The sequence below is a fragment of the Rhizobium sp. LjRoot254 genome (assembly GCF_964254105.1).
GTDB lineage: Bacteria > Pseudomonadota > Alphaproteobacteria > Rhizobiales > Rhizobiaceae > Rhizobium_E.
The window spans coordinates 3,661,506-3,680,166 of the sequence record NZ_CAXUSM020000001.1 but is presented as its reverse complement, the minus strand read 5'-3'; the positions used below and the strand labels follow the sequence as shown (position 1 = coordinate 3,680,166).

Below are 18,661 nucleotides of genomic sequence, written 5' to 3'. Positions count from 1 at the left end.
GGAGGAAGCATCCTTGTTCGACACCAAGATAGTGGTCATGCTGCGCGACGATCTCAAGCCCTGGCAGGAACTGAATGTCACGGCCTTCCTGATGACGGGCATTGCGGCGCAGTCACCCACCCTCATCGGCGAGGCCTATCGCGATCGCGCCGGCCATGTCTACAATCCGATGAGCATCCAGCCTGTCGTCGTGTTGTCGGCCAGCGCCGACACGATGGCAGGCGCGCATCGCAAATGCCTCGAACGCGAAGTCACCGCCTCAGCCTATATCGAGGAGATGTTTGCGACCGATCACGACACCGCCAATCGCGCGGTGTTCGCCGAATATGCACCCGAAGACGCGAAGCTCGTCGGGCTCGCCTTCCGGGCGCCGAAGAAGACGGCCGACAAGATCAGCAGGGGTGCGAAGATGCATGCCTAGCCGGAGGCCGCCACTTCCGATGCTCGCGCCCTGTCGTTCAGGATGCCGCTCGCCATGCGGGCGACCACCATTCCCGCGATCATCGCGGCGACAAAGATGAAGACGCTCGGGTCGAGAAGGCCGATCACCGGAATGGCGCCGCCTGGGCAGAAGCCGACAATGCCCCAGCCGATGCCGAAAACGGCCGAGCCGCCGACCAGCCGTGCATCTATGGTGCTGCGCGTGGGAAGACTGAAGGCCGGTTCCAGCACGGGCTCCTGGCGGCGGCGGAAAATCAGCGCATAGCCGGGCAGCGCCACGGCGAGCGCGCCGCCCATGACGAAGGCGAGGCTCGGATCCCAGGTCCCGGCGAGATCGAAGAAATTCTGCACCTTGGCCGGATTGCCCATGCCTGAAATCACGATGCCGAGGCCGAAGATGGCGCCGATGAGAAGGGCCGAAAGATATTTCATCATCGTTCTCCTCAAAACACGTGGCGGAGCAGGAACACGGTGACCAGCGCGGTTGCCATGAAGGTCAGCGTCGCCACGAAAGAGCGCGGCGACAGCCGGGCCATGCCGCATACGCCATGGCCGGATGGGCAGCCGTTTCCGAAGGTCACGCCGATGCCGACGATCAGGCCACCGATGACGAGCGCCGTCGGTCCCGCCGGGACGAAAAATTCGATCGGTCCTGCCAATGCCATATAGATCGCCGGCCCGATGACGGCACCCGCGAGGAACGCCACGCGCCATTGCCAGTCGAACGAGAAGGGCGGCAGCAGGCCGCCGAGCACGCCGCTCAGGCCGGCGATGCGGCCGTGAAACGCCATCAGCAAGACGGCCGACAGGCCGATCAGCAGGCCGCCAGCCATGGCCGTCCATGGAGTGAAGTCGGTCATCCGTGATCCTCATACAAAAATCGATAAATTATATGGATTGCGGAATAGCGCAACCGCTCAGCCCTCGGGCGTCTCTTCCGCCGCCTTGATCGGCGGGCCGCCATGTTCGGGCAGCAGCGGCCAGTAATTCTTCCGGGTGAAGAAATCCCGTGTGCGCTGTTGTGCCGGCTGGAGCGGCGAGGATGGCGCGATGATCAGATTATAGCGCCCTTCGCCGGAGAATTCGCTGGAGAATTTGACGCTGATGCCGAAATTGCTGAGTGAGAATGTCGTGAGCGATGCGACCTTGGGCGCTTCCTCGGTGAGATCGAGCCAGTTGGTATATGTACCGAAGAGAGCAAGCATCCGGGCCGCGCCGGCGGCAAGCGGCGGGCGCTGGTCCGCTTCGCTGAAGATGAGTTTCGCGCGGGTCGACAGCAACTGGCCGTCGGCCGTGCCCTTGACGATGAGAAAGAACGTCGATGGATTGGCGGGATCGGCGGCATTGGGCAGCGTGGTTTCGCTTGAGCACTCGAACACCTGCTGCGACAGGCTGCTGGCAGCCCATGGGGTCATGTCGAAGCCTTCCTTGCGGAAGAGTTGGCAGAGCGCCTCGCCACTCTTCTGCATGCTGCGCATGAAGGCGCTTTCGCGCATCTTGACCGGCGGCGTGAACGTGTTTTCGGGCAGCAGGACTGCCACGCCCTGCAGCCGCTTGCCCTTGAAAGCCTCCATCGTGCCTGGCTTGGGGATGACCATGACGCGTGTATCGATGCCCAATTCGCGGAGCACAAGGTTGAGATTGCGCCGGTCGTTGGCGAGCAGCACGGTCGCCGCGATTGCACCCGCCACGGCCAGGAAAACCAGCGAGAAGATCAGTGCTCCGCGTCTCTTTCGAGGCTGTTGCTCCATATTCGCGCTGCCGGGCTCCGGTTCGTGTGTCTGCCTTAGGGATACACCGCAATAAGTGTATGGCGGGTTGAATTTGCGGTGATCTTCGCACTAAGCTCGGAAATTCGACAAGAAAATGCCCTTGGGAGTCTTCTGCAATGACCGATACGGCCGCCCTTGACCGCGCAGACCTGCCGCGGCCCGATATTTCGGTGGTCGATGCCGGGACAATCCTCGCCGAGCGCTACGGGCTGAATGGCCGCATCGCGGAACTCGGCAGCCAGCAGGACCGCAACTACCGCATCGACGCCGATGACGGCCGCTACGTGCTGAAGATCAACCGCGCCGCCTATGGCACGGTCGAACTCGATGCCCAGAACGCGGCGATGAAGCACTTGCGGGCCAAGGGCATATTGGTGCCTGATGTCGGCCAATCGGTCGATGGCCAGGAAATCATGCCGCTGATCGTGCGGGGCGAGCACTATCTTGCACGGCTTCTCGAATTTCTCGACGGCGAGCCGCTGACCCGGCGGAAATATCTCAGCGAACGGACGCGTGGGGCGCTCGGCGCACTGGTGGCGAACGTCGTGCGCGGGCTTGAAGATTTCCGACATGCGGGGCTCGACCGCTCGGTGCAGTGGGATCTCAGGCGCGTGGTGCAGGTGACTGAACACATGCTGCCGCAGGTGATGGACGCGGAGATACGGGACCGTATCAGGACAATGCTCCATGATGCCGATCAGCATGTGCGCCAAGCAGCGCCAAACCTGCGCATCCAGGCGATCCATCACGATATCACCGACGACAATGTGGTGGCCAGGCCGGATGCCGACGGCCACCCGATCCCCAATGGGGTGATCGATTTCGGCGACCTCGTCTATGGCTGGGTGGTGGCCGAACTCGCCGTCTGCTGCGCCTCGCTGCTGCATCATGCCGATGGCGATCCGTTCTACATACTACCGGCAATCCGCGCGTTTCAACGCATCTATCCGCTGACGGACGACGAGCTGGGTGCGCTCTGGCCGCTGATCGTGCAGCGTGCCTGCCTGCTGATGGCGGCCGGCGAGCAGCAGCTCGCGGTCGATCCGGACAACGAATATGTGCAGCGGAACCTGGAAAACGAACGCGAGATCTTTCGCGTGGCGACGTCGGTGCCGTATGGCGTGATGCGGGTCGCGATCATGCGTGCCACGGGTACCGAACCGACCGCTGTCGGGGGCGCGTTCGCGCCGCTGCTGCCGACGGTGCCGACGGGCGACGTCAGGCTCATCTCGCTCGATCCGCAATCCGATGACTGGGACAGGTTCAACTGGCTGACGGCGGGCATCGATCGCAAGATCCTGCGGTCGGCGGCAATCGATACCGGCTATGCCGCGACGCGCTACGGCGAATATCGCTTGTCGGAGACAAGGACCTGCGCATCGTCTGCTCCGGCCACGCATGCGCTGTTCACCGATCTCTGCGTTCCCTCGGGCACCCGGGTTGCGGCACCCTTCGAAGGCGAATTGTCCGAGATTGCAGGCGGCCGGCACCGGCTGGTTGGCGCAGAGATCGTGCTCTTGCTCGAAGGGCTGGAGGCGAGCGCCACGGGCGAAGTCGGCGAAGGCAAGGAGTTGGGAACCGTCGGCGACGGTGGCATCCTGCGCGTCTGGCTCGCGCGCGGGCCGGATGTCGAACCGCAGCCGTTCTGTCTGCCGCAGCATGCCAGCGCTTGGCGGCAGGTGTTGATCGATCCCAGCCGCGTGCTGGGTTTCGATTGCGCCGCGCTCGAACCGCGGAGCGAAGCCATTCTCGAAAGCCGCAACGCTCATTTCGCCCGGCCGCAGAAGAACTATTACAAGCATCCGCCGCAGATCGAACGCGGCAGCCGCGAGCATATGTTCGATGTCACCGGTCGCGCCTATCTCGACATGGTCAACAATGTGACGATCGCCGGCCATGGGCATCCCAGGTTGGTCGAAGCGGTGCGGCGGCAGTGGGCGCGGCTCAATACCAATTCGCGGTTTCACTATGAAGGCGTGGCCGAATTCTCGTCGCGGCTGGCGGCGCTCGCGCCCGAGGGGCTGGATACGGTGTTCCTTGTCAATAGCGGCTCGGAGGCGGTCGATCTCGCGCTTCGGCTTGCCTGGGCGCATAGCGGGGCGCGCAACATCGTCAGCCTGCTTGAAGCCTATCACGGCTGGACCGTGGCATCGGACGCGGTCTCCACATCGATCGCCGACAATCCACGGGCGCGGGAAACGCGGCCGGACTGGGTGCATCCGGTGATGGCGCCGAACACCTATCGCGGACCATACCGAGGGGCGGAATCGGCTGCCCGCTACGTTGCTGAGGTCGAGCACGAACTGAGCAAGCTCGATGTGACGGACCAGCCGCTTGCCGGCTTCATCGCCGAAAGCGTCTATGGCAATGCCGGCGGCATTCCGCTGCCGCCGGGCTATCTCAAGGAGGTTTATCGCCTCGTCCGCGCACGCGGCGGCGTCTGCATCGCCGATGAGGTGCAGGTCGGTTACGGCCGGCTCGGTCACTATTTCTGGGGCTTCGAGGAGCAAGGCGTGGTTCCCGACATCATCACCATCGCCAAGGGCATGGGCAACGGCCAGCCGCTCGGCGCGGTGATCACGACGCGGGCGATCGCCGATTTATTCGGGCGCGAGGGCTATTTCTTCTCGTCCGCCGGCGGCAGCCCGGTGAGCTGCGCCGTCGGCAACACGCTGCTCGACATCATGCGGGACGAGGGTCTGCAGGAGAATGCCCGCGAGGTCGGCGATTATCTCAAGGAGCGACTGAAGGCGCTCGGCCAGCGTTTTCCGATCGTCGGCGCCGTGCATGGCATGGGCCTCTATCTCGGGCTCGAACTGGTGCGCGACCGCGAGACGCTTGCGCCCGCCACGAAGGAGACGATGGCGATCTGCGACCGCCTGCTCGACCTCGGCGTCATCATGCAGCCGACCGGCGACCATCTCAATGTCTTCAAGATCAAGCCACCGATGTGCCTCACCAAGGACAGTGCCGACTTCTTCGTGGAGATGGTGGCAAAGGTGCTGGAGGAGGGGTGGTAGGCGCTACTATTGCCGCATCGGCAACGGTATGGAGAAAACGATTAAGTTAGGTAGTTCTTACCACTTGCTCTCTCAAGCACGCTCGCCAGTTGCATGGCAAGCATGCTCTCGATCAAGTCTTCCATCTTAGACAGATCGACCTCATTTCGGTCCGCCGCAGCGTCGGCGGCTTCGAGAGCTTCGAAATATGGGTTGCGGTTGTCTACAATCTGATCGGGAATGGTATTTTTGCCCGGGAGAAGTAGTCGCTCCTTGACGCAAAGCACCAAATAGGAAACCATTCTCGATGTGCGACCATTGCCATCACTAAACGGATGAATCCAATTCAGTCGCCACATTACATATGCAGCGAGATGGATCGCAGTCTTGTCCCAATTTTGATTGACGTAGTCGCAAAGGTCTTCGATCAGCTCTGCAACTTGGAATGCTTGAACCGGCTTGTGGCGGCTGCCTTGAATTTCGACATCCGACGGCCTGAAGTTACCAGCGTAAGAACTAATTCCTTCCAAAGCAACTCGATGGAGCGCCAGAATCGCGGATGGCCGAAGCTTCCAATTTTCGCCTCTGTCGATCGCGTCCATTATCATTTGGCAGGCTAGGTCGAATTGCCTGAGGCCGTTTCTGGCCTCAGCTTCAGCCCGCTGCTGCTCATCATTGATAAGATAGGCTTCGCTTGCCACACTGTGGCGGCGGTCCTCCTCAGTCATTTTTTTCTATGCCGTGAGACAGAGGCATTTCATCGGCGATCTTGTTCACCATTTCGCGCGTTATAGTGCTGTTTTCGAAGTGCGTATTGCCATATGCGAAGCTACGACGTTGAATCTCCAAATCGCTCTTCGTCTGAGTCACTTTACGTGCGGCTTCCAGAAGATTTCGCAGGGGCTCGTTCATAGGGACTTCCTCTTCATTCTCCGCCTTCTTAGAAACTGTTTTTGGTGCCGGTTCAATCCGAAACAATGTGCATGGATTGATTGTGACAGCCAATATGGGAAGCCTGTTGCACCCAATCACCGGACAAACATGCCATTTCGCTAGGCTATTCAAGGAGAATGGTGCGGGGCTGGCTGGGTTCCTCTTGTTCGATGCAAGATAGATGGTGAAATTTTTCCTGTTTTCCAGACGGCGGTCTCAACAACCCCTTCACGCCGCGTTCAGTTTCCCCGCGCCGATCTGCTCCTTGCGATGTGCCACATAGGCGTCGAACTCTTCCGAAATCGCTTCGTCGAGTGGCGGTGCCTCATAGGTCCTGAGCAACTCCTTCCAGATCGCATTCGCCCGCTCGGTGCCGGTTCTCGCGCCACTCTCCGACCAGTTTTCGAAATTGCGCCAGTCCGACAGCATCGGCTCGTAGAAGGCATGCTCGAAGCGGAGCAGCGTGTGCTGGGTGCCGAAGAAATGGCCGCCGGGGCCGACATCCTGGATCGCATCGACGGCGCGGCTTGCCTCGTCCACCACCAGCGGGTCGAGGAAACTGCGCATCATCTGCAGCATCTCGGCGTCGAGGATCAGCTTTTCGAACGAGGCGGTCAGCCCGCCCTCCAGCCAGCCGGCTGCGTGTTCGATGAGGTTCACGCCGCCGAGGATGGTGGACCAGAGCGACATGCCGCTTTCGTAGGCCGCCTGCACATCCACGGCGTTCGAGGCCGTGACGTTGGAGGAGCGGAACGGCACATTGTAGCGCCTTGCGAGTTGGCCCGAGGCGAATTGCGCCTTGGCATATTCCGGCGTGCCGAAGGCGGGCGCGCCGGTGCGCATGTCGACATTCGAGGTGAAGCCGCCATAGAGCACGGGTGCACCGGGCGCGACGATCTGCGAGAGCGCGATCAGCGCCAGCGCTTCGGCATTCTGCTGGGTCAGCGCGCCGGCGATGGTCACCGGGCTCATCGCGCCCGAGAGCGTGAACGGCGTCATCGCCACCGGCTGGCCGGCGCGGGCCATGGCGCACAGTCCTTCCCCCATCGGGATATCGAGCCGGAGCGGCGAATTGGAATTGACGATCGTCAGCGTTGCCGGGTTCTTGCGCAACTCGTCACGGCTCTGGCCGAGCGCGATCGACAGCATCTCGATCGCATCCTCGACCCGGTAGCCGCCGAGTGCCCAGCACTGCCAGTTCTTGTCGGTATAGCGGATCGCGGCATCATAGAAATCGAGATGGCGGGAATCCGGCGCCAGATCAGTCGGCTCGCAGGGGCAGCCGCCTTCCTGGTGGATGACGTTGAGGCTCTGGACGACCTTGATGTAATCGACCATGTCGGCGTAGTTGCCGGCGCGGCGGCCGCGATCGAGATCGGAGACGAAGGCCGGTCCACCGGTCGCGGCGAAGATCAGGCTGCCGTCACCGACCTTGAGGTTCTTGGCTGGATTACGCGCCTGCAAAGTGAAGCTCGAAGGCGCCGTGCGAATCTTCTCGGCAATCATGTCAGGATCGAAACGGACGCGCTGATTGGCTTCATCGACGGTCGCGCCAGCCTCCTTCAAAAGCTTGCGGCTCTCGTCATGCATCACCTCCATGCCGGTCTCCGAGAGCAGCCGGAGCGAGGAAAGATGGATGCTCTCGATCTCGTCCTGGCTCAGGATGTTCATCGGCGGATAGCGGTTCTCGGCCGCGCCGAACCTGACCTGCCTCACCCCGCCCGTCGTCCGCCGTTCGCGGCGGCCTCCTGCCTGTCTCGTCATGGCTTGTTCTCCTCGGGGTTCGGATTCTGGTCTTCGCCGGCGGGCGTATGCGGCGCCCATTCGTAGAGCTGCGGTGATGTCTGCGGGTATGCGACGAAGGCCTCGCGCGACTTGGAGCGCGGCTGGCGGAAGCGGCGCCAGAGAGCGAAGGCGGCAAACAGCAGCGCCAGCGTGATCGAATAGTAGAAGAAAATCTCCGCGCCGAAGGGCTTGACGCCCGTCGAGATCAACGCCGGACCGATCGTGCCGCCGAACGCCCAGATCAGCAGGAGATTGGACGACAGCGTCACGAATTCCTCCGGGTCGGCCTTGTCATTGGCATGCGCCACGCCGAGCGGATAGAAGATCTCGGTCAGGCCGCCAAACAGCGAGAAGGCAACGATGAAGATCCAGAACGGCATGGCCGCGTCGAGGAAGACCATGGCGCCGCAGAGTGCTGCCAGCACCAGCGACAGCCAGAACATCATGGCGCGCCGGTCGAGCCGGTCGGAGAGATAGCCGAGCGGGAATTGCAGGAAGAGCGCGCCGAGCTGCGTCGCCGCCATCATCAGCACGATCTGGCCCTGCTGGAAACCAAGATCGAGGCCATAGAGCGGACCGATGGACAGGAAGGTCGAGGAAATGAGGCCGGTCATCAGGCAGGCCAGAGCGCCGATCGGCGATGTCCGGAAAGCGCGGAATATCCGCACGCCCACCTGTACATGCAACTGCGGCTCGCCGACCCAGACGGCGGTCACCGGCACCAGCGCGATCGTGTAGAACGATGCGGCGATCATCAGCAGCGGAAACCCACCGGGTGCGATATCGGACGCGAGCAGCTGGCCAAGGCCATAGAACAGGCCGATGACCAGCACATAGAGCGTCAGCACCCGGCCGCGATTGGCATTCGAGACCATGGCATTCATCCAGCTCTCGATTACCACCGCCTGTCCGGCATTGGCAAAGCCGATCGCCGCCTGGATCAGCATCAGCAGGCCCAGATGCGGGCTGAACCCCCAGGCCATGATCAGCACGGCGGAGATCGCGGAAAGCGCTGCGTAGGCCCGCACCTCGCCGACAGAGCGGATCAGCCGGGTCGAACCGATGCATCCGATCAGGAAGCCAGCGCCCTCCGCACCGACCACGAGGCCGACCACGTTTGCGCCATAGCCATCGGCGATCAATCTGAGCGGGATCAGGGTATGGAACAGCCCCGAGCCCATGGCATGGATCGCCCCGCCGGCCAGCGGCGATGCAATCGACCATGGGGAAATGGACGGGGCTTCTGTCGTCATTGGTTAGAGAGTCCTTGGTTCGAGTGTTGTATGCGCGGCTTCCCCCTCACCCCGCCTCCGCTTCGCTCGGCGGACCTCTCCCCGAGGGGAGAGGAGGATCGAGACGGCGTGGCATCCCTCCCTCTTCTCCCCGGCGGGGAGAAGGTGGCCCGAAGGGCCGGATGAGGGGGTGCCCGCAGGGCCAAGTTCATGAGCCCTCCGTTATCCGTCGCCCTTGCTCGACGTATAGGACGGTTCGAATTCGACGATCGGCGCATCGCGGCGGAATGGCAGCGCGCCGAGGCCAAGCTCCTGTGCGGCACGATGGCCCGAATGGACCGCATGTGCAAGCGCGCCCGGCGCCAGCGCATCGCCGACCAGCGAAAAGCTCTTGATACCGGCGGCCTTGAGATCCGCCTCACGCGCGGTCATCGCATCGAAGAGTTCGGCGCGCGGCAGGCGCAGGCCGGTGATGACCACGTTTCGACAGTCGAGCATGGTCTTCTCGCCGGTGAAGATGTTCGAGAGGGTGACCATTTCACCGTCAAAAGCCGAAACCAGCTCAAGCGTCCGGACCGGAACGTTACGCTTGTTGAGCGCCCGGGCCACCAGCGGCAGTTCGTTGGTCATGATCGTCCAGGCCGAGGCCTGTCCGGCCGGCGTCGCGTAAGTCACCGGAATGCCCTGTGCCGCCAGGTGCTCGGTGATGACGCCGCCCATGTAATAATTGTCGAAATCGAAGACCAGCGTCGGCCCCTCGGGCAGGCGCCCGGCGGCGATGTCGTCGGGGGTAAAGACATTCGGATGCTCAAGCCGGCCGACTGGGATTTCCATCGAGGAATAGAGGAAGTTGGTCCAACGCGCGCCGGTCGCCACCAGCACATGATCGGGCGCGAGGTCGATGATCTCGTCGATGCCGAGATCGCTTTCGAGATACATCTCGACATTGGTCATCTGCTGCAATCGGCCGAGGCGGTAATCCACCACGCGGTTCCATGCAGCCAGGCCCGGCAAGGTCTTCTCGAATGTCAACCGGCCGCCGAAGGCGCTCGATCGGTCGGCCAGCGTCACCTCATGGCCGCGACGGCCGAGCGTTAGCGCGGCTTCCAGCCCCGAGGGCCCGCCACCGATAACCAGCACGCGGGTCGGGGTCTCGGTTTTGCCGGGATTTTCCGGATGCCAGCCGCGCCGCCATTCCTCGCCCGCCGTCGGGTTCTGGGTGCAACGCACCGGCACGCCGTCATGCCAGCTCGAAATGCAGATATTGCAGCCGATGCATTCGCGGATCTCGTCCATCCGCCCTTCTCGGATCTTGTTTGGCAGGAACGGATCGGCGATCGAGGGACGCGCGCCGCCAATGAAATCCAGCACGCCGCGCTTGATCTGGCCGACCATCGTATCGGGCGAAGTGAAGCGGCCGACGCCGACGACGGGCTTGTCGGTCAGTTGCTTGACGAAATCGATCACCGGCTCATGGCTGCCCTCGCCGGTGAAACGGGAGGCGGAACAGTCCGTCGGAGAGGAATCCATCTTCACGTCGAAGAGGTCGGGGACATCGGCGAGAAGCTCGATGACCTCATGCGCTTCGGAGGGATGATGGACACCGATCTTGGCGCGCAGTTCCTCAAGCGAAATCCGCAGTGCCACGCCGCAATGCTGGCCGACTGCGTCCTTGGTCACCTCGATCATCTCGCGCACGAAGCGGACGCGGTTGGCGATCGAGCCGCCATAACAGTCGGTGCGGTGGTTGTATTCCGGCAGCAGGAATTCGTAGCCGAGATAGCCCATGCCGGCATAGACATAGACCACGTCGAAGCCCGCCGTCCGCGCCTTGCGGGCACCCTCGGCCTGCCAGCGTAGCACGTCCCGGATATCCTGCTTGTCCATGGTCTTCGGGCGCAGATTTCCCATGAAGCCGACATGCGTCGCCATCCACGGAATGCCCGACGGCGAGAGCGGCGCGACGCGTGTCTGCCGGTTCATCACCGAGGCGCCGCCATGCCAGAGCTCGACGCCGGCCAGCGATCCGTGCTTGTGCACGGCGTCCGTCATCAGCGCATGCGCCTTGATGTCGTTGTCGTCCCACATCGTCGCCATCGGCAGCGGCGCGTCGTCCGAGGAGAGGTCGATCGAACAGGCGCCGGTGCAGATCACGCCCCAGCCACCCTCGGCCTTGGTCTCGCGGAACTTGGCCCGGACGCGCGGCAGCGCGTTGGTCATGCCCGACGCGTGCGGCACCTGGTAGAAACGGTTGGGCGCGGTGACCGGGCCGATCCTGACCGGCTCAAACAGGATATCATATCTGCTTTCCGGCCGGCTTCCCGGCTTCGTCATCATATTCATGTCGTGATCCCCTCGACCGCATGGACCGGTCGTTGAGTGTTCAGGATAGACACCGATTCTCGTTTCCGCAAGAGAAATTATAAGATCGTATAGCAAGCGCCGAAGTCACTGAAATCAGCGGGGTTGCACGACATGGATTAACGCGATATTCGTGAGGCGGATTTCGATTTCGAAACAGGATGATAGGTCGTGGCATCGACGAAGCAGAAGGCCAAGCCGCGCGCACGCTTCCATCGCGAGGCGCCCGAGGACCGCAGGCGGCAACTCGGCGAGGCGGCCTTGCGCTGCATCCGCAAGAACGGCAATGCCGGTGTCTCGGTGCGGCAGATCGCCGCCGAGGCGGGCGTGACACAAGGCCTGATCACCCATCATTTCGGCGAGATCAACGAACTCGTGGCCTATGCCTTTGACATCATGTCGGACGGCTTGCTCAAGGAAATCCTGAAAGCGGTCGATGCGGCGGAGCCGACGCCGCAGGCGCGGCTCGATGCCTTCATCACGGCATCCTTCTCGCCGATCATGATGGACCGCGATGTGCTTGGAGTCTGGGTCGTGTTCTGGGGCCTGATCCTGCATTCGCCACGCATGAGCGCCTCGCAGCAACATGAATATTCCGACTATGTGGCAGCGGTCGAAGGGCTGATCTCAAGCCTCGCCCGCGCCGAGAATTTCGTTGTCGCCGACGTCAACCTCACCGCCAAGGCTTTCAGCGCCCTCATGGACGGCCTGTGGATGGCCTGGTGCCTCAACCCGAATGCATTCCGCCCGGAAGACGGCGTGGATATGTGCCGCCGGTGGATCGAGGGGTTGCGGCGGGGGGCTTATGGGTGAGCCCGCAGCCTATTCCGCCGGTGCCGGCAGCCTCTGCGGGCGATTTTTCCACAGCCCGGTCAGGATTCTGCGCGAGGGATCCTCGATCACAGTGTAGCTCGCCCAGGCGAAGCCATAGGCGAGCAGGATCGAGAGCAACAGCGCCGGTTCAACCGGCAGAAATTCGCCCAGCAGCCGCGTGCCGATGAAGATCACCGGTACATGGAACAGGTAGAGTGAAAAGCTGATCTTGCCGATGAACACAAGCGGCCGGCTGGCGAGCACCGCTTCCGAGATCCGGTTGCTGCATGCAGCCAGATAGACAATGACCGTGCCGATCAATGCCGAGGTCAGTCCCCAGAATGTCGTCTCGGTCGGGATCAGGCTGCGGCAGAGGAAGAAGAAGGCGAGAAGGGCGAGCGCAGCGATGCCGGTGACCGGACCGTCCGGCCGCGTCTTCTGGATCGCGAAAAGACGCCCCGCAAGTGCGCCGAGCAGGAAATAGGGAAGCTTCGACGTGAGCAATATGCCGGGTCCGCTAAAGCCCATATAGGCATCGACCGCCAGGATCACTGCGATGAGGACACCAATCCACTGGTAGCGGACCGGATTCTGGAACCAAAGCCACAGCAGCACGAAGAAGAGATAGAACTGAATCTCGGGTGGTATCGACCAGAACACGCCTGTAGAGCCGAGCATCGCGAGGTGCCGCACGATCTGCCCGACGCCGTGGAGCGGCTGGATGTAATCCGCATAAGCAATCGACAGAACGGCAACGAACAGCACGGCAACGGCATAGACCGGGTAGATGCGGGCGAAGCGGTGAACCAGGTAGTTGCCCGCATCGACGGGCCGGTTGCTGTAGAGCAGCGACATCAGGAAGCCGCTGAGCGAGAAGAAGATCGCAACCGCCTCGTCGCCGACGCTCACCTTCATCCAACTGTGCATGGAAGGGTAGAAGAACGGCAGGTGAGAGAAGACCACGGCGGACGCGGCAATGCCGCGCAACCCATCCAGGCTCGCGATGCGAAATTCCTGTGCCATGATCCCGGAGCCCTTCAATGTCAGGCGAAGCCGGACATTAGGCGAGGCCGGTTAAGGATCGGTCAATGATTGCGGTGCGGGGCGTGATGCGATGAGACGGGGAGCACGTTGCCGCAATCCGCGGGAAGTGGCATAATCAGACCATGGCCAAGGTGAATGTAGACTCTCTGGTACTTGCGACGGTGAATGCGCCCTACAGCAAAAAGCTGGATACGGCGGCACTCGTCGCTTGCCTACGCGCGCCGACCAGTATGCGAACGGCTCTTGGCCCGATGTCCTCGTTTTTTTATGATGTCGATATAGATTTGCAACGGAAGTTCGCGCTTTCCCACGATATCTCTTTGGATATGCTCAGTGCGGCTGCTGCCCTGTTCGATACGTGGTCGGGCATGCACTGGGCCGGTGATGTCGCAGCTTGATGGCCGCGCAATGGGAGAAGCTCTTTCTGTTGGCCTGTGATTTAATTGATCAGGTCAATCGCGAGCATCAGATAATCGATGAGTGGACGTTTGGCGGCGGCACTGCGCTGATGCTGCAGATTGGCCATCGGGATTCCGACGATATCGATATCTTCCTGGATGACCATCAGCTTCTGCCCTATCTCGATCCGGCCAGACAGAATTTCGACTTTAGCATGGCGCCATCCGACTATTCAGGCGACGGCACCGGGTTCCTGAAAATGGTATTCGATGGAGTGGGGGAGATCGATTTCATCGTTTGCACCCATGTGACGGAGCAACCCGCGCTGCGGGTCGTGCTGGAAGGCCGTCAGGTCATGCTCGAAACCGTTGCAGAGATAATCACCAAGAAGATTTTTTATCGCGGATCCCGCATAGCGCCACGAGACATATTTGACATTGCGGCGGCAAGTCCGAGTCATCGCAATGAGATTGTCAGCGCACTTGCTGAACACAGGCAGAAGGTCGAGCTTGCGCTCGCGCAAATCTCCAGGAGCGATACCCAGTTCATAATCGATGTTATTGCCGAGCTTCGTATCAGGCCCGCGTTCAGGCACATGGCAGGCAATGCCGTAGAAGTTGCCAGCGAGATTTTGAGAGAAGCGCTGGCTCGCTCTACCCCTGCATCCGAAACGTAAACCGCCGCGACACCTCGATATCCTCCTCCGTCGGGTCCTGCCCCGAGAAGCTCTTGAGATACGCCGCCACGTGCCCGTGTCTCGTCTCAAGGTCTTCATCCACTTCCAGCACGTAATGCCCGACCTGGGTGAAATAGAGCACGCGGGCGCGGATCAGCGCGTCTTCCTCGTCATAGCCGTAGCGCCGGTACATGCTGGCGACGGCTTCGAGCCGCTGGCTGTCGGCGAGGCGGACCACAGCCTTGACCTCGTCGGAGCGCCGAGCCCAGAGGCGGACGGCCATGTCGAGCTTGGGGTCGTAGAGGCTTTCGTCGGTCCAGCATTCGAAGACGTTGATGATGGCGCGGATGATGGTCGGCGCCGGGCGGTTGGCGCGTTCGATCATCGGGCCGGTATTGATCTTCAGCCAGTGGTCGAGCAGCTGGTTGTGCAGGTCCTTCAGGCTTTCGAAGAACCAGTAGAAGCTCGACCGCGAGACGTTGAGCTCGCGGGCGATCACCTGCACCTTGACCTCATCGATGCCGTGATTGACGAGCGCATGGATCGCGCGGGCGAGCCAGTCCTCCTTGGTGGACCGGCCACCTTCCTCGCTCACAGCCGTCGCCGTCAATCGCGTGCCTCCAGCCATTGCCAGATATAGGGCGCAAAGCCGCGTTCGACATGAACGCGAAGCCGGCCCTCATGATGGTAGACGATCGCCTGCTGGCCGGCAAACATCGTCGCAGCACTCGGGCTCTTGGCGCGCGGATCGACGAACATCGCTTCGGCGATGAGGTCCTCTAGGCCCGAACCGTCGAACTCGAAGACATGATACATGGCGCTGACATCGGTCACGGCATAGCCGTCGGCGTGCCAGCCGGGCGGCGTGCTGGATGCCGGTGCATTGACCACGAGCATGCGGTCGCGGGCGATCCGCAGGGCATAGCGTTCGCCGCTGGCCGCGCCAAAGGCGCCGATGCCTGTGTCGGCCAGACTAGCCGCTGTGGCAAATCCCGCCAGATTGCCGCTGATCAGATGCTGCGGACCAACATCGATGGTCCGCGCAACGAGCCCGTTGCGATCGATGTTCGCGCTGCGCCAGTCGGGCACATCAGGCCAGCTTGAGGTCAAATCACGCATTGAGCCGCCCTCCTTCTGGATCAAAGGCACTCGGGCCGACAATGCGCGCCTTGCGGACCTCGCCCATGTGCCTCACGTCGATGATCTCGCCCTGCCGGCTGATGCCGCGTTCGATCAGGCCGAGCGCGATCGGCCGGTTGAGCGTCGGGCTCATATAGCTCGAAGTGACATAGCCGATCGAGCGATGCTTGCCGCCTATCCATTCCACGCCGTGGGCGCCAGCGGCCAGCATGCCGCCGCCATCGGCCACTTCGAGACCGACATATTCCTTGCGATCTTCACGCTGCGCATCGTCCATCATGAGCGAACGCTTGCCGAGGAACTCGACCTTCTTGTTCTTGAGCGGGCCGTGCAGTCCCATATCGGCCGGCCGCGTCAGGCCATCGGTGTCCTTGCCGACGATGATGTAACCTTTCTCGGCGCGCATCACGAGCAGCGCTTCGGAGCCCATCAGCACCGCATCGAAGGCGCGGCCGCGCTGCTTCAATTCTTTCCACAGGGCTTCGGCCCGATCGGCGCGGATGGTGATTTCGTAAGACCGGTCGCCGGTGAAGCTGACGCGCGTGATGCGCACGGGATCGCCACGATAGCTGCCATGGACCAGCGACATATGCGGTAGCGTCGCGTCGTCGAGCGGCGCATCGAAGGCGATGGTCGAGAGCAAGTCGCGCGAGCGCGGGCCGGTGACCGTCAGCGTCGCATAATTGGCGGTGGCGTTGTGGATGTAGACCTTCTTTCGGTCAAAACGATCCTGCCGCCAGTCTTCGAGCATCGAATGCACGCCGGCGACATGCGAGGACGAGCAGGAGACCACGAAATGATCGTCCGCCAGTCGCACCAGCACACCATCGTCATAAACGATGCCGGTTTCGGTGAGGATGAAGCAGTAGCGGCACTTGCCCGGCTTCAGCGTCGAGACGGTGTTGTAGAACATGAAATCGAGAAATTCGGCCGCCTGCGGGCCGATCACCTCGATCTTGCCGAGCGTCGAGCCGTCGAACAGCGCGACCGTCTCGCGGGCCTGCCGCACCTCGCGGGCGATCTCGGCATCGGCGTCGCCCTTGCCGAAGAAGGCGGGACGCAGCCAGCCGCCGTAATCCCAGAACACGGCGCCATCCGCGCGGTGGACATTCTCCAGCGGCAGTCGCCGAACGGGATTGAAGAAATTGCCGGAGCGCTTGCCCGCGAAGCTCGCGATCGGCACCGGCGTGAAGGGCGGCCGATATGTGGTGGTGCCGACCTCGGGGATGGTGCGGCCGGTGATGGTGGCCATCAGGGCCAGGCCGTTGAGGTTCGACGTCTTGCCTTGGTCGGTCGCCATGCCGAGCGTGGTGTAGCGCTTGAGATGCTCGACGGATGTGAAGTTCTCTCGCGCGGCGAGTTCGACATCCTTGGCGGTGACGTCGTTCTGGAAGTCGATCCAGACACGGCCCTTCTGGCCGGGCTTGGGCCAGATCGGGGAGATGGAGTAGGTGTCGGTAGCCGAAAGCGGGAACGTGCCATTGGCCGCACCGACGACTTTCAGGTTGGGGATTTCGGTGCCCGGCACGAAGGTTTGCAGCGTCTCATCCCAGCGCAGCTTGCCCCTCGATTGGCCATAGAGATGGATGGTCGGTGTCCAGCCGCCCGAGGCGAGCACTGCATCGCAGGCAATGTGGCTTCCGTCATCCAGCACGACACCGGTCACTTCCAACTTACCGACGGCTTGGACGACGCGGCGCCCGGCGAGCATCCGGATGCCGGAAGCAGTGGGCGTGGGAGCATCGGCGCGACTGTCGATCAGCAGCACGCGGGTACCGGCCGCAGCCAACGCTTCGGCCACTTCCAGTGCCGAGGAATTGTTGGTGGCGATGACGATGTCGCGGCCGGCCACGACGCCATGACGGCGGAGATAGGCGAGACCGGCATCGGCGGACATGATGCCCGGCAGGTCATTGTTCGCGAAGGGCAGTGGGCGCTCGATGGCGCCGGTCGCAAGCACGATCTCCTTGGCGTAGACGCGCCACAGCGTGTCCGGGCGGCCATCGCCGTGGCGCTGATCGAGGCCCGCGACGCCGTGATCGTAGATACCGAAAGCGGTGGTGTTGGTGAGCAGCGTGGCGCCAAGTTCCTTCAGCCGTTCGACCGTGGACGCGACCCATTCGTGCGCCGGCTTGCCGTCGATCTCGGCGCCATGGTCGCGATGGCTGAGCGCCCCGCCGGCCCCCGACTTCTCGTCGGCGATAATGACCCGCTTTCCGGCTTCTGCTGCTTCTAATGCCGCCTTTAGCCCGGCCGGCCCCATGCCGACCACGAGGACATCGGGATGCATATTGCGCTGGGTGGCGAGGCCCGTCTTCTCCCAGTCGCGGTCGATTTTGCCCAGCCCCGCCATCTCGCGGATATTGGGCTCGTAGAGATGCCAATCCGGGAAGATGAAGGTCTTGTAGTAGAAGGCCGCCGGGATGAAGCGCGAGAAGCGGTCGAGATAGGAGAAGCGGTCGTTTTTGGCAGTCGGATCGTTGTTGACGCTGCGGACCTTCAGCCCATCGACGGCATCGACCACCGTGGCACGGTTGTTCGGCGAACTGGAGACCGGTCCCGAGACATCGATCAGCGCATTCGGTTCTTCCGAGCCATGACCCCAGAGGCCGCGCGGGCGGTGATATTTGAAGCTGCGGGCGACGATGCGGATATTGCTGGCGAGCAGCGCCGAGGCGACGGTATCGCCCGCAAAGCCCTGCACGGACTGGCCGTCGAAGGTGAAACTCAGTGGCTTCGAGCGATCGATCGCGCCACCCTGGTCAAGTCGATACGCACCCATCACGCTTCTCCTTCCGGCAGCAGGGCCGTCGAGGAATTGACGATGTGCGAGAGCGTGTCGCGGTTCATGGTGAAGACTTCCATGCAGGTCAGGTGCTTCCAGATTTCCTTGGATTCACCGCGCGGATTGTTGTGGGCGAAGAGGTAGGACGACCAGGTCTCCGGGCTCACTTCGAGAAAGCCCTCGGGGCGCAGGTTGCCGAGATCGCCGGCGAAGTGGAATTCGGTTTCCGGGCGCTGGCCGCAGAAGGGGCAGGGGAAGGTTTGCATCTGTCTGATCCTTTC

18 protein-coding genes are annotated in these 18,661 nt (G+C 62.3%); 5 read left to right on the top strand and 13 right to left on the bottom strand.

Features of this window, described 5'->3' with window-relative positions; all coding sequences use genetic code 11:
• Nucleotides 1-13 precede the first annotated feature (13 nt).
• On the top strand, nt 14-421 hold the full coding sequence (locus ACSQ26_RS18115; RefSeq protein ID WP_436011238.1) for a DUF2000 family protein: 408 nt from the start codon (nt 14-16) through the stop codon (nt 419-421).
• On the opposite strand, the gene ACSQ26_RS18110 is transcribed toward ACSQ26_RS18115, so the two are convergent.
• The 3 genes from ACSQ26_RS18110 to ACSQ26_RS18100 are packed head-to-tail and all read right to left on the bottom strand — an operon-like array spanning nt 418 to nt 2,192.
• The gene (locus ACSQ26_RS18110) at nt 418-873 is read right to left on the bottom strand and encodes a DUF6691 family protein (RefSeq protein WP_436011236.1); all 456 of its coding nucleotides are present in this window, start codon (nt 871-873) and stop codon (nt 418-420) included. The two genes, ACSQ26_RS18115 and ACSQ26_RS18110, sit on opposite strands and share 4 nt — an antisense overlap.
• Nucleotides 874-884: 11 nt before the next feature.
• Entirely contained in the window at nt 885-1,301 is a 417-nt protein-coding gene (locus tag ACSQ26_RS18105; RefSeq protein ID WP_436011234.1) for a YeeE/YedE family protein, read from the bottom strand.
• Nucleotides 1,302-1,358: 57 nt separating this feature from the next.
• The gene (locus tag ACSQ26_RS18100; protein ID WP_436011233.1) at nt 1,359-2,192 is read right to left on the bottom strand and encodes a DUF6030 family protein; all 834 of its coding nucleotides are present in this window, start codon (nt 2,190-2,192) and stop codon (nt 1,359-1,361) included.
• 137 nt (nt 2,193-2,329) lie between these two features.
• Here ACSQ26_RS18100 and ACSQ26_RS18095 point away from each other — a divergent pair, with 137 nt between their 5' ends.
• Nucleotides 2,330-5,233, top strand: coding sequence for an aminotransferase (locus tag ACSQ26_RS18095; protein ID WP_436011231.1), 2,904 nt, complete (start codon nt 2,330-2,332; stop codon nt 5,231-5,233).
• Nucleotides 5,234-5,274: 41 nt separating this feature from the next.
• On the opposite strand, the gene ACSQ26_RS18090 is transcribed toward ACSQ26_RS18095, so the two are convergent.
• From ACSQ26_RS18090 to ACSQ26_RS18070, 5 genes are all read right to left on the bottom strand, one after another.
• Nucleotides 5,275-5,940 (bottom strand): Fic family protein, encoded by a 666-nt coding sequence (locus tag ACSQ26_RS18090; protein ID WP_436011229.1) that lies wholly within the window; start codon nt 5,938-5,940, stop codon nt 5,275-5,277.
• Complete coding sequence (locus ACSQ26_RS18085) at nt 5,933-6,124, bottom strand: hypothetical protein (protein ID WP_436011227.1); 192 nt, start codon at nt 6,122-6,124, stop codon at nt 5,933-5,935. Before ACSQ26_RS18085 ends, ACSQ26_RS18090 begins: the two co-directional genes overlap by 8 nt.
• Before the next feature lie 249 nt (nt 6,125-6,373).
• Complete coding sequence (locus ACSQ26_RS18080; RefSeq protein ID WP_436011225.1) at nt 6,374-7,909, bottom strand: trimethylamine methyltransferase family protein; 1,536 nt, start codon at nt 7,907-7,909, stop codon at nt 6,374-6,376.
• Nucleotides 7,906-9,183: an MFS transporter gene (locus tag ACSQ26_RS18075; protein WP_436011223.1), complete on the bottom strand. Its 1,278-nt coding sequence runs from the start codon at nt 9,181-9,183 to the stop codon at nt 7,906-7,908. Before ACSQ26_RS18075 ends, ACSQ26_RS18080 begins: the two co-directional genes overlap by 4 nt.
• Before the next feature lie 201 nt (nt 9,184-9,384).
• Nucleotides 9,385-11,505 (bottom strand): FAD-dependent oxidoreductase, encoded by a 2,121-nt coding sequence (locus ACSQ26_RS18070; protein ID WP_436011221.1) that lies wholly within the window; start codon nt 11,503-11,505, stop codon nt 9,385-9,387.
• A gap of 189 nt (nt 11,506-11,694) precedes the next feature.
• On the opposite strand from ACSQ26_RS18070, the gene ACSQ26_RS18065 reads away from it, so the two are divergent.
• Nucleotides 11,695-12,336: a TetR/AcrR family transcriptional regulator gene (locus tag ACSQ26_RS18065; protein ID WP_436011219.1), complete on the top strand. Its 642-nt coding sequence runs from the start codon at nt 11,695-11,697 to the stop codon at nt 12,334-12,336.
• Nucleotides 12,337-12,345: 9 nt separating this feature from the next.
• Here the strand turns inward: ACSQ26_RS18065 and ACSQ26_RS18060 are convergent, their stop codons facing one another.
• A complete protein-coding gene (locus tag ACSQ26_RS18060) occupies nt 12,346-13,359 on the bottom strand; it encodes an acyltransferase family protein (protein WP_436011217.1) in 1,014 nt (337 codons plus the stop codon).
• 143 nt (nt 13,360-13,502) lie between these two features.
• On the opposite strand from ACSQ26_RS18060, the gene ACSQ26_RS18055 reads away from it, so the two are divergent.
• Nucleotides 13,503-13,778: a hypothetical protein gene (locus ACSQ26_RS18055; protein WP_436011215.1), complete on the top strand. Its 276-nt coding sequence runs from the start codon at nt 13,503-13,505 to the stop codon at nt 13,776-13,778.
• Nucleotides 13,778-14,455 (top strand): nucleotidyl transferase AbiEii/AbiGii toxin family protein, encoded by a 678-nt coding sequence (locus ACSQ26_RS18050; protein WP_436015340.1) that lies wholly within the window; start codon nt 13,778-13,780, stop codon nt 14,453-14,455. Before ACSQ26_RS18055 ends, ACSQ26_RS18050 begins: the two co-directional genes overlap by 1 nt.
• Here the strand turns inward: ACSQ26_RS18050 and ACSQ26_RS18045 are convergent.
• Genes ACSQ26_RS18045 through ACSQ26_RS18030 form a run of 4 tightly spaced genes read right to left on the bottom strand, consistent with a single transcriptional unit; the run spans nt 14,433 to nt 18,646 of the window.
• Nucleotides 14,433-15,065 carry a TetR/AcrR family transcriptional regulator gene (locus ACSQ26_RS18045; RefSeq protein WP_436011213.1) on the bottom strand — a complete coding sequence of 211 codons (633 nt, stop codon included), beginning with the start codon at nt 15,063-15,065 and terminating at the stop codon, nt 14,433-14,435. The genes ACSQ26_RS18050 and ACSQ26_RS18045 overlap by 23 nt on opposite strands.
• On the bottom strand, nt 15,062-15,574 hold the full coding sequence (locus ACSQ26_RS18040; protein WP_436011211.1) for a hypothetical protein: 513 nt from the start codon (nt 15,572-15,574) through the stop codon (nt 15,062-15,064). The genes ACSQ26_RS18045 and ACSQ26_RS18040 overlap by 4 nt, the downstream gene beginning before the upstream one ends.
• Complete coding sequence (locus tag ACSQ26_RS18035) at nt 15,567-18,377, bottom strand: 2Fe-2S iron-sulfur cluster-binding protein (RefSeq protein ID WP_436011209.1); 2,811 nt, start codon at nt 18,375-18,377, stop codon at nt 15,567-15,569. Before ACSQ26_RS18035 ends, ACSQ26_RS18040 begins: the two co-directional genes overlap by 8 nt.
• The gene (locus ACSQ26_RS18030; protein WP_436011207.1) at nt 18,377-18,646 is read right to left on the bottom strand and encodes a sarcosine oxidase subunit delta; all 270 of its coding nucleotides are present in this window, start codon (nt 18,644-18,646) and stop codon (nt 18,377-18,379) included. The genes ACSQ26_RS18035 and ACSQ26_RS18030 overlap by 1 nt, the downstream gene beginning before the upstream one ends.
• Nucleotides 18,647-18,661 lie beyond the last annotated feature (15 nt).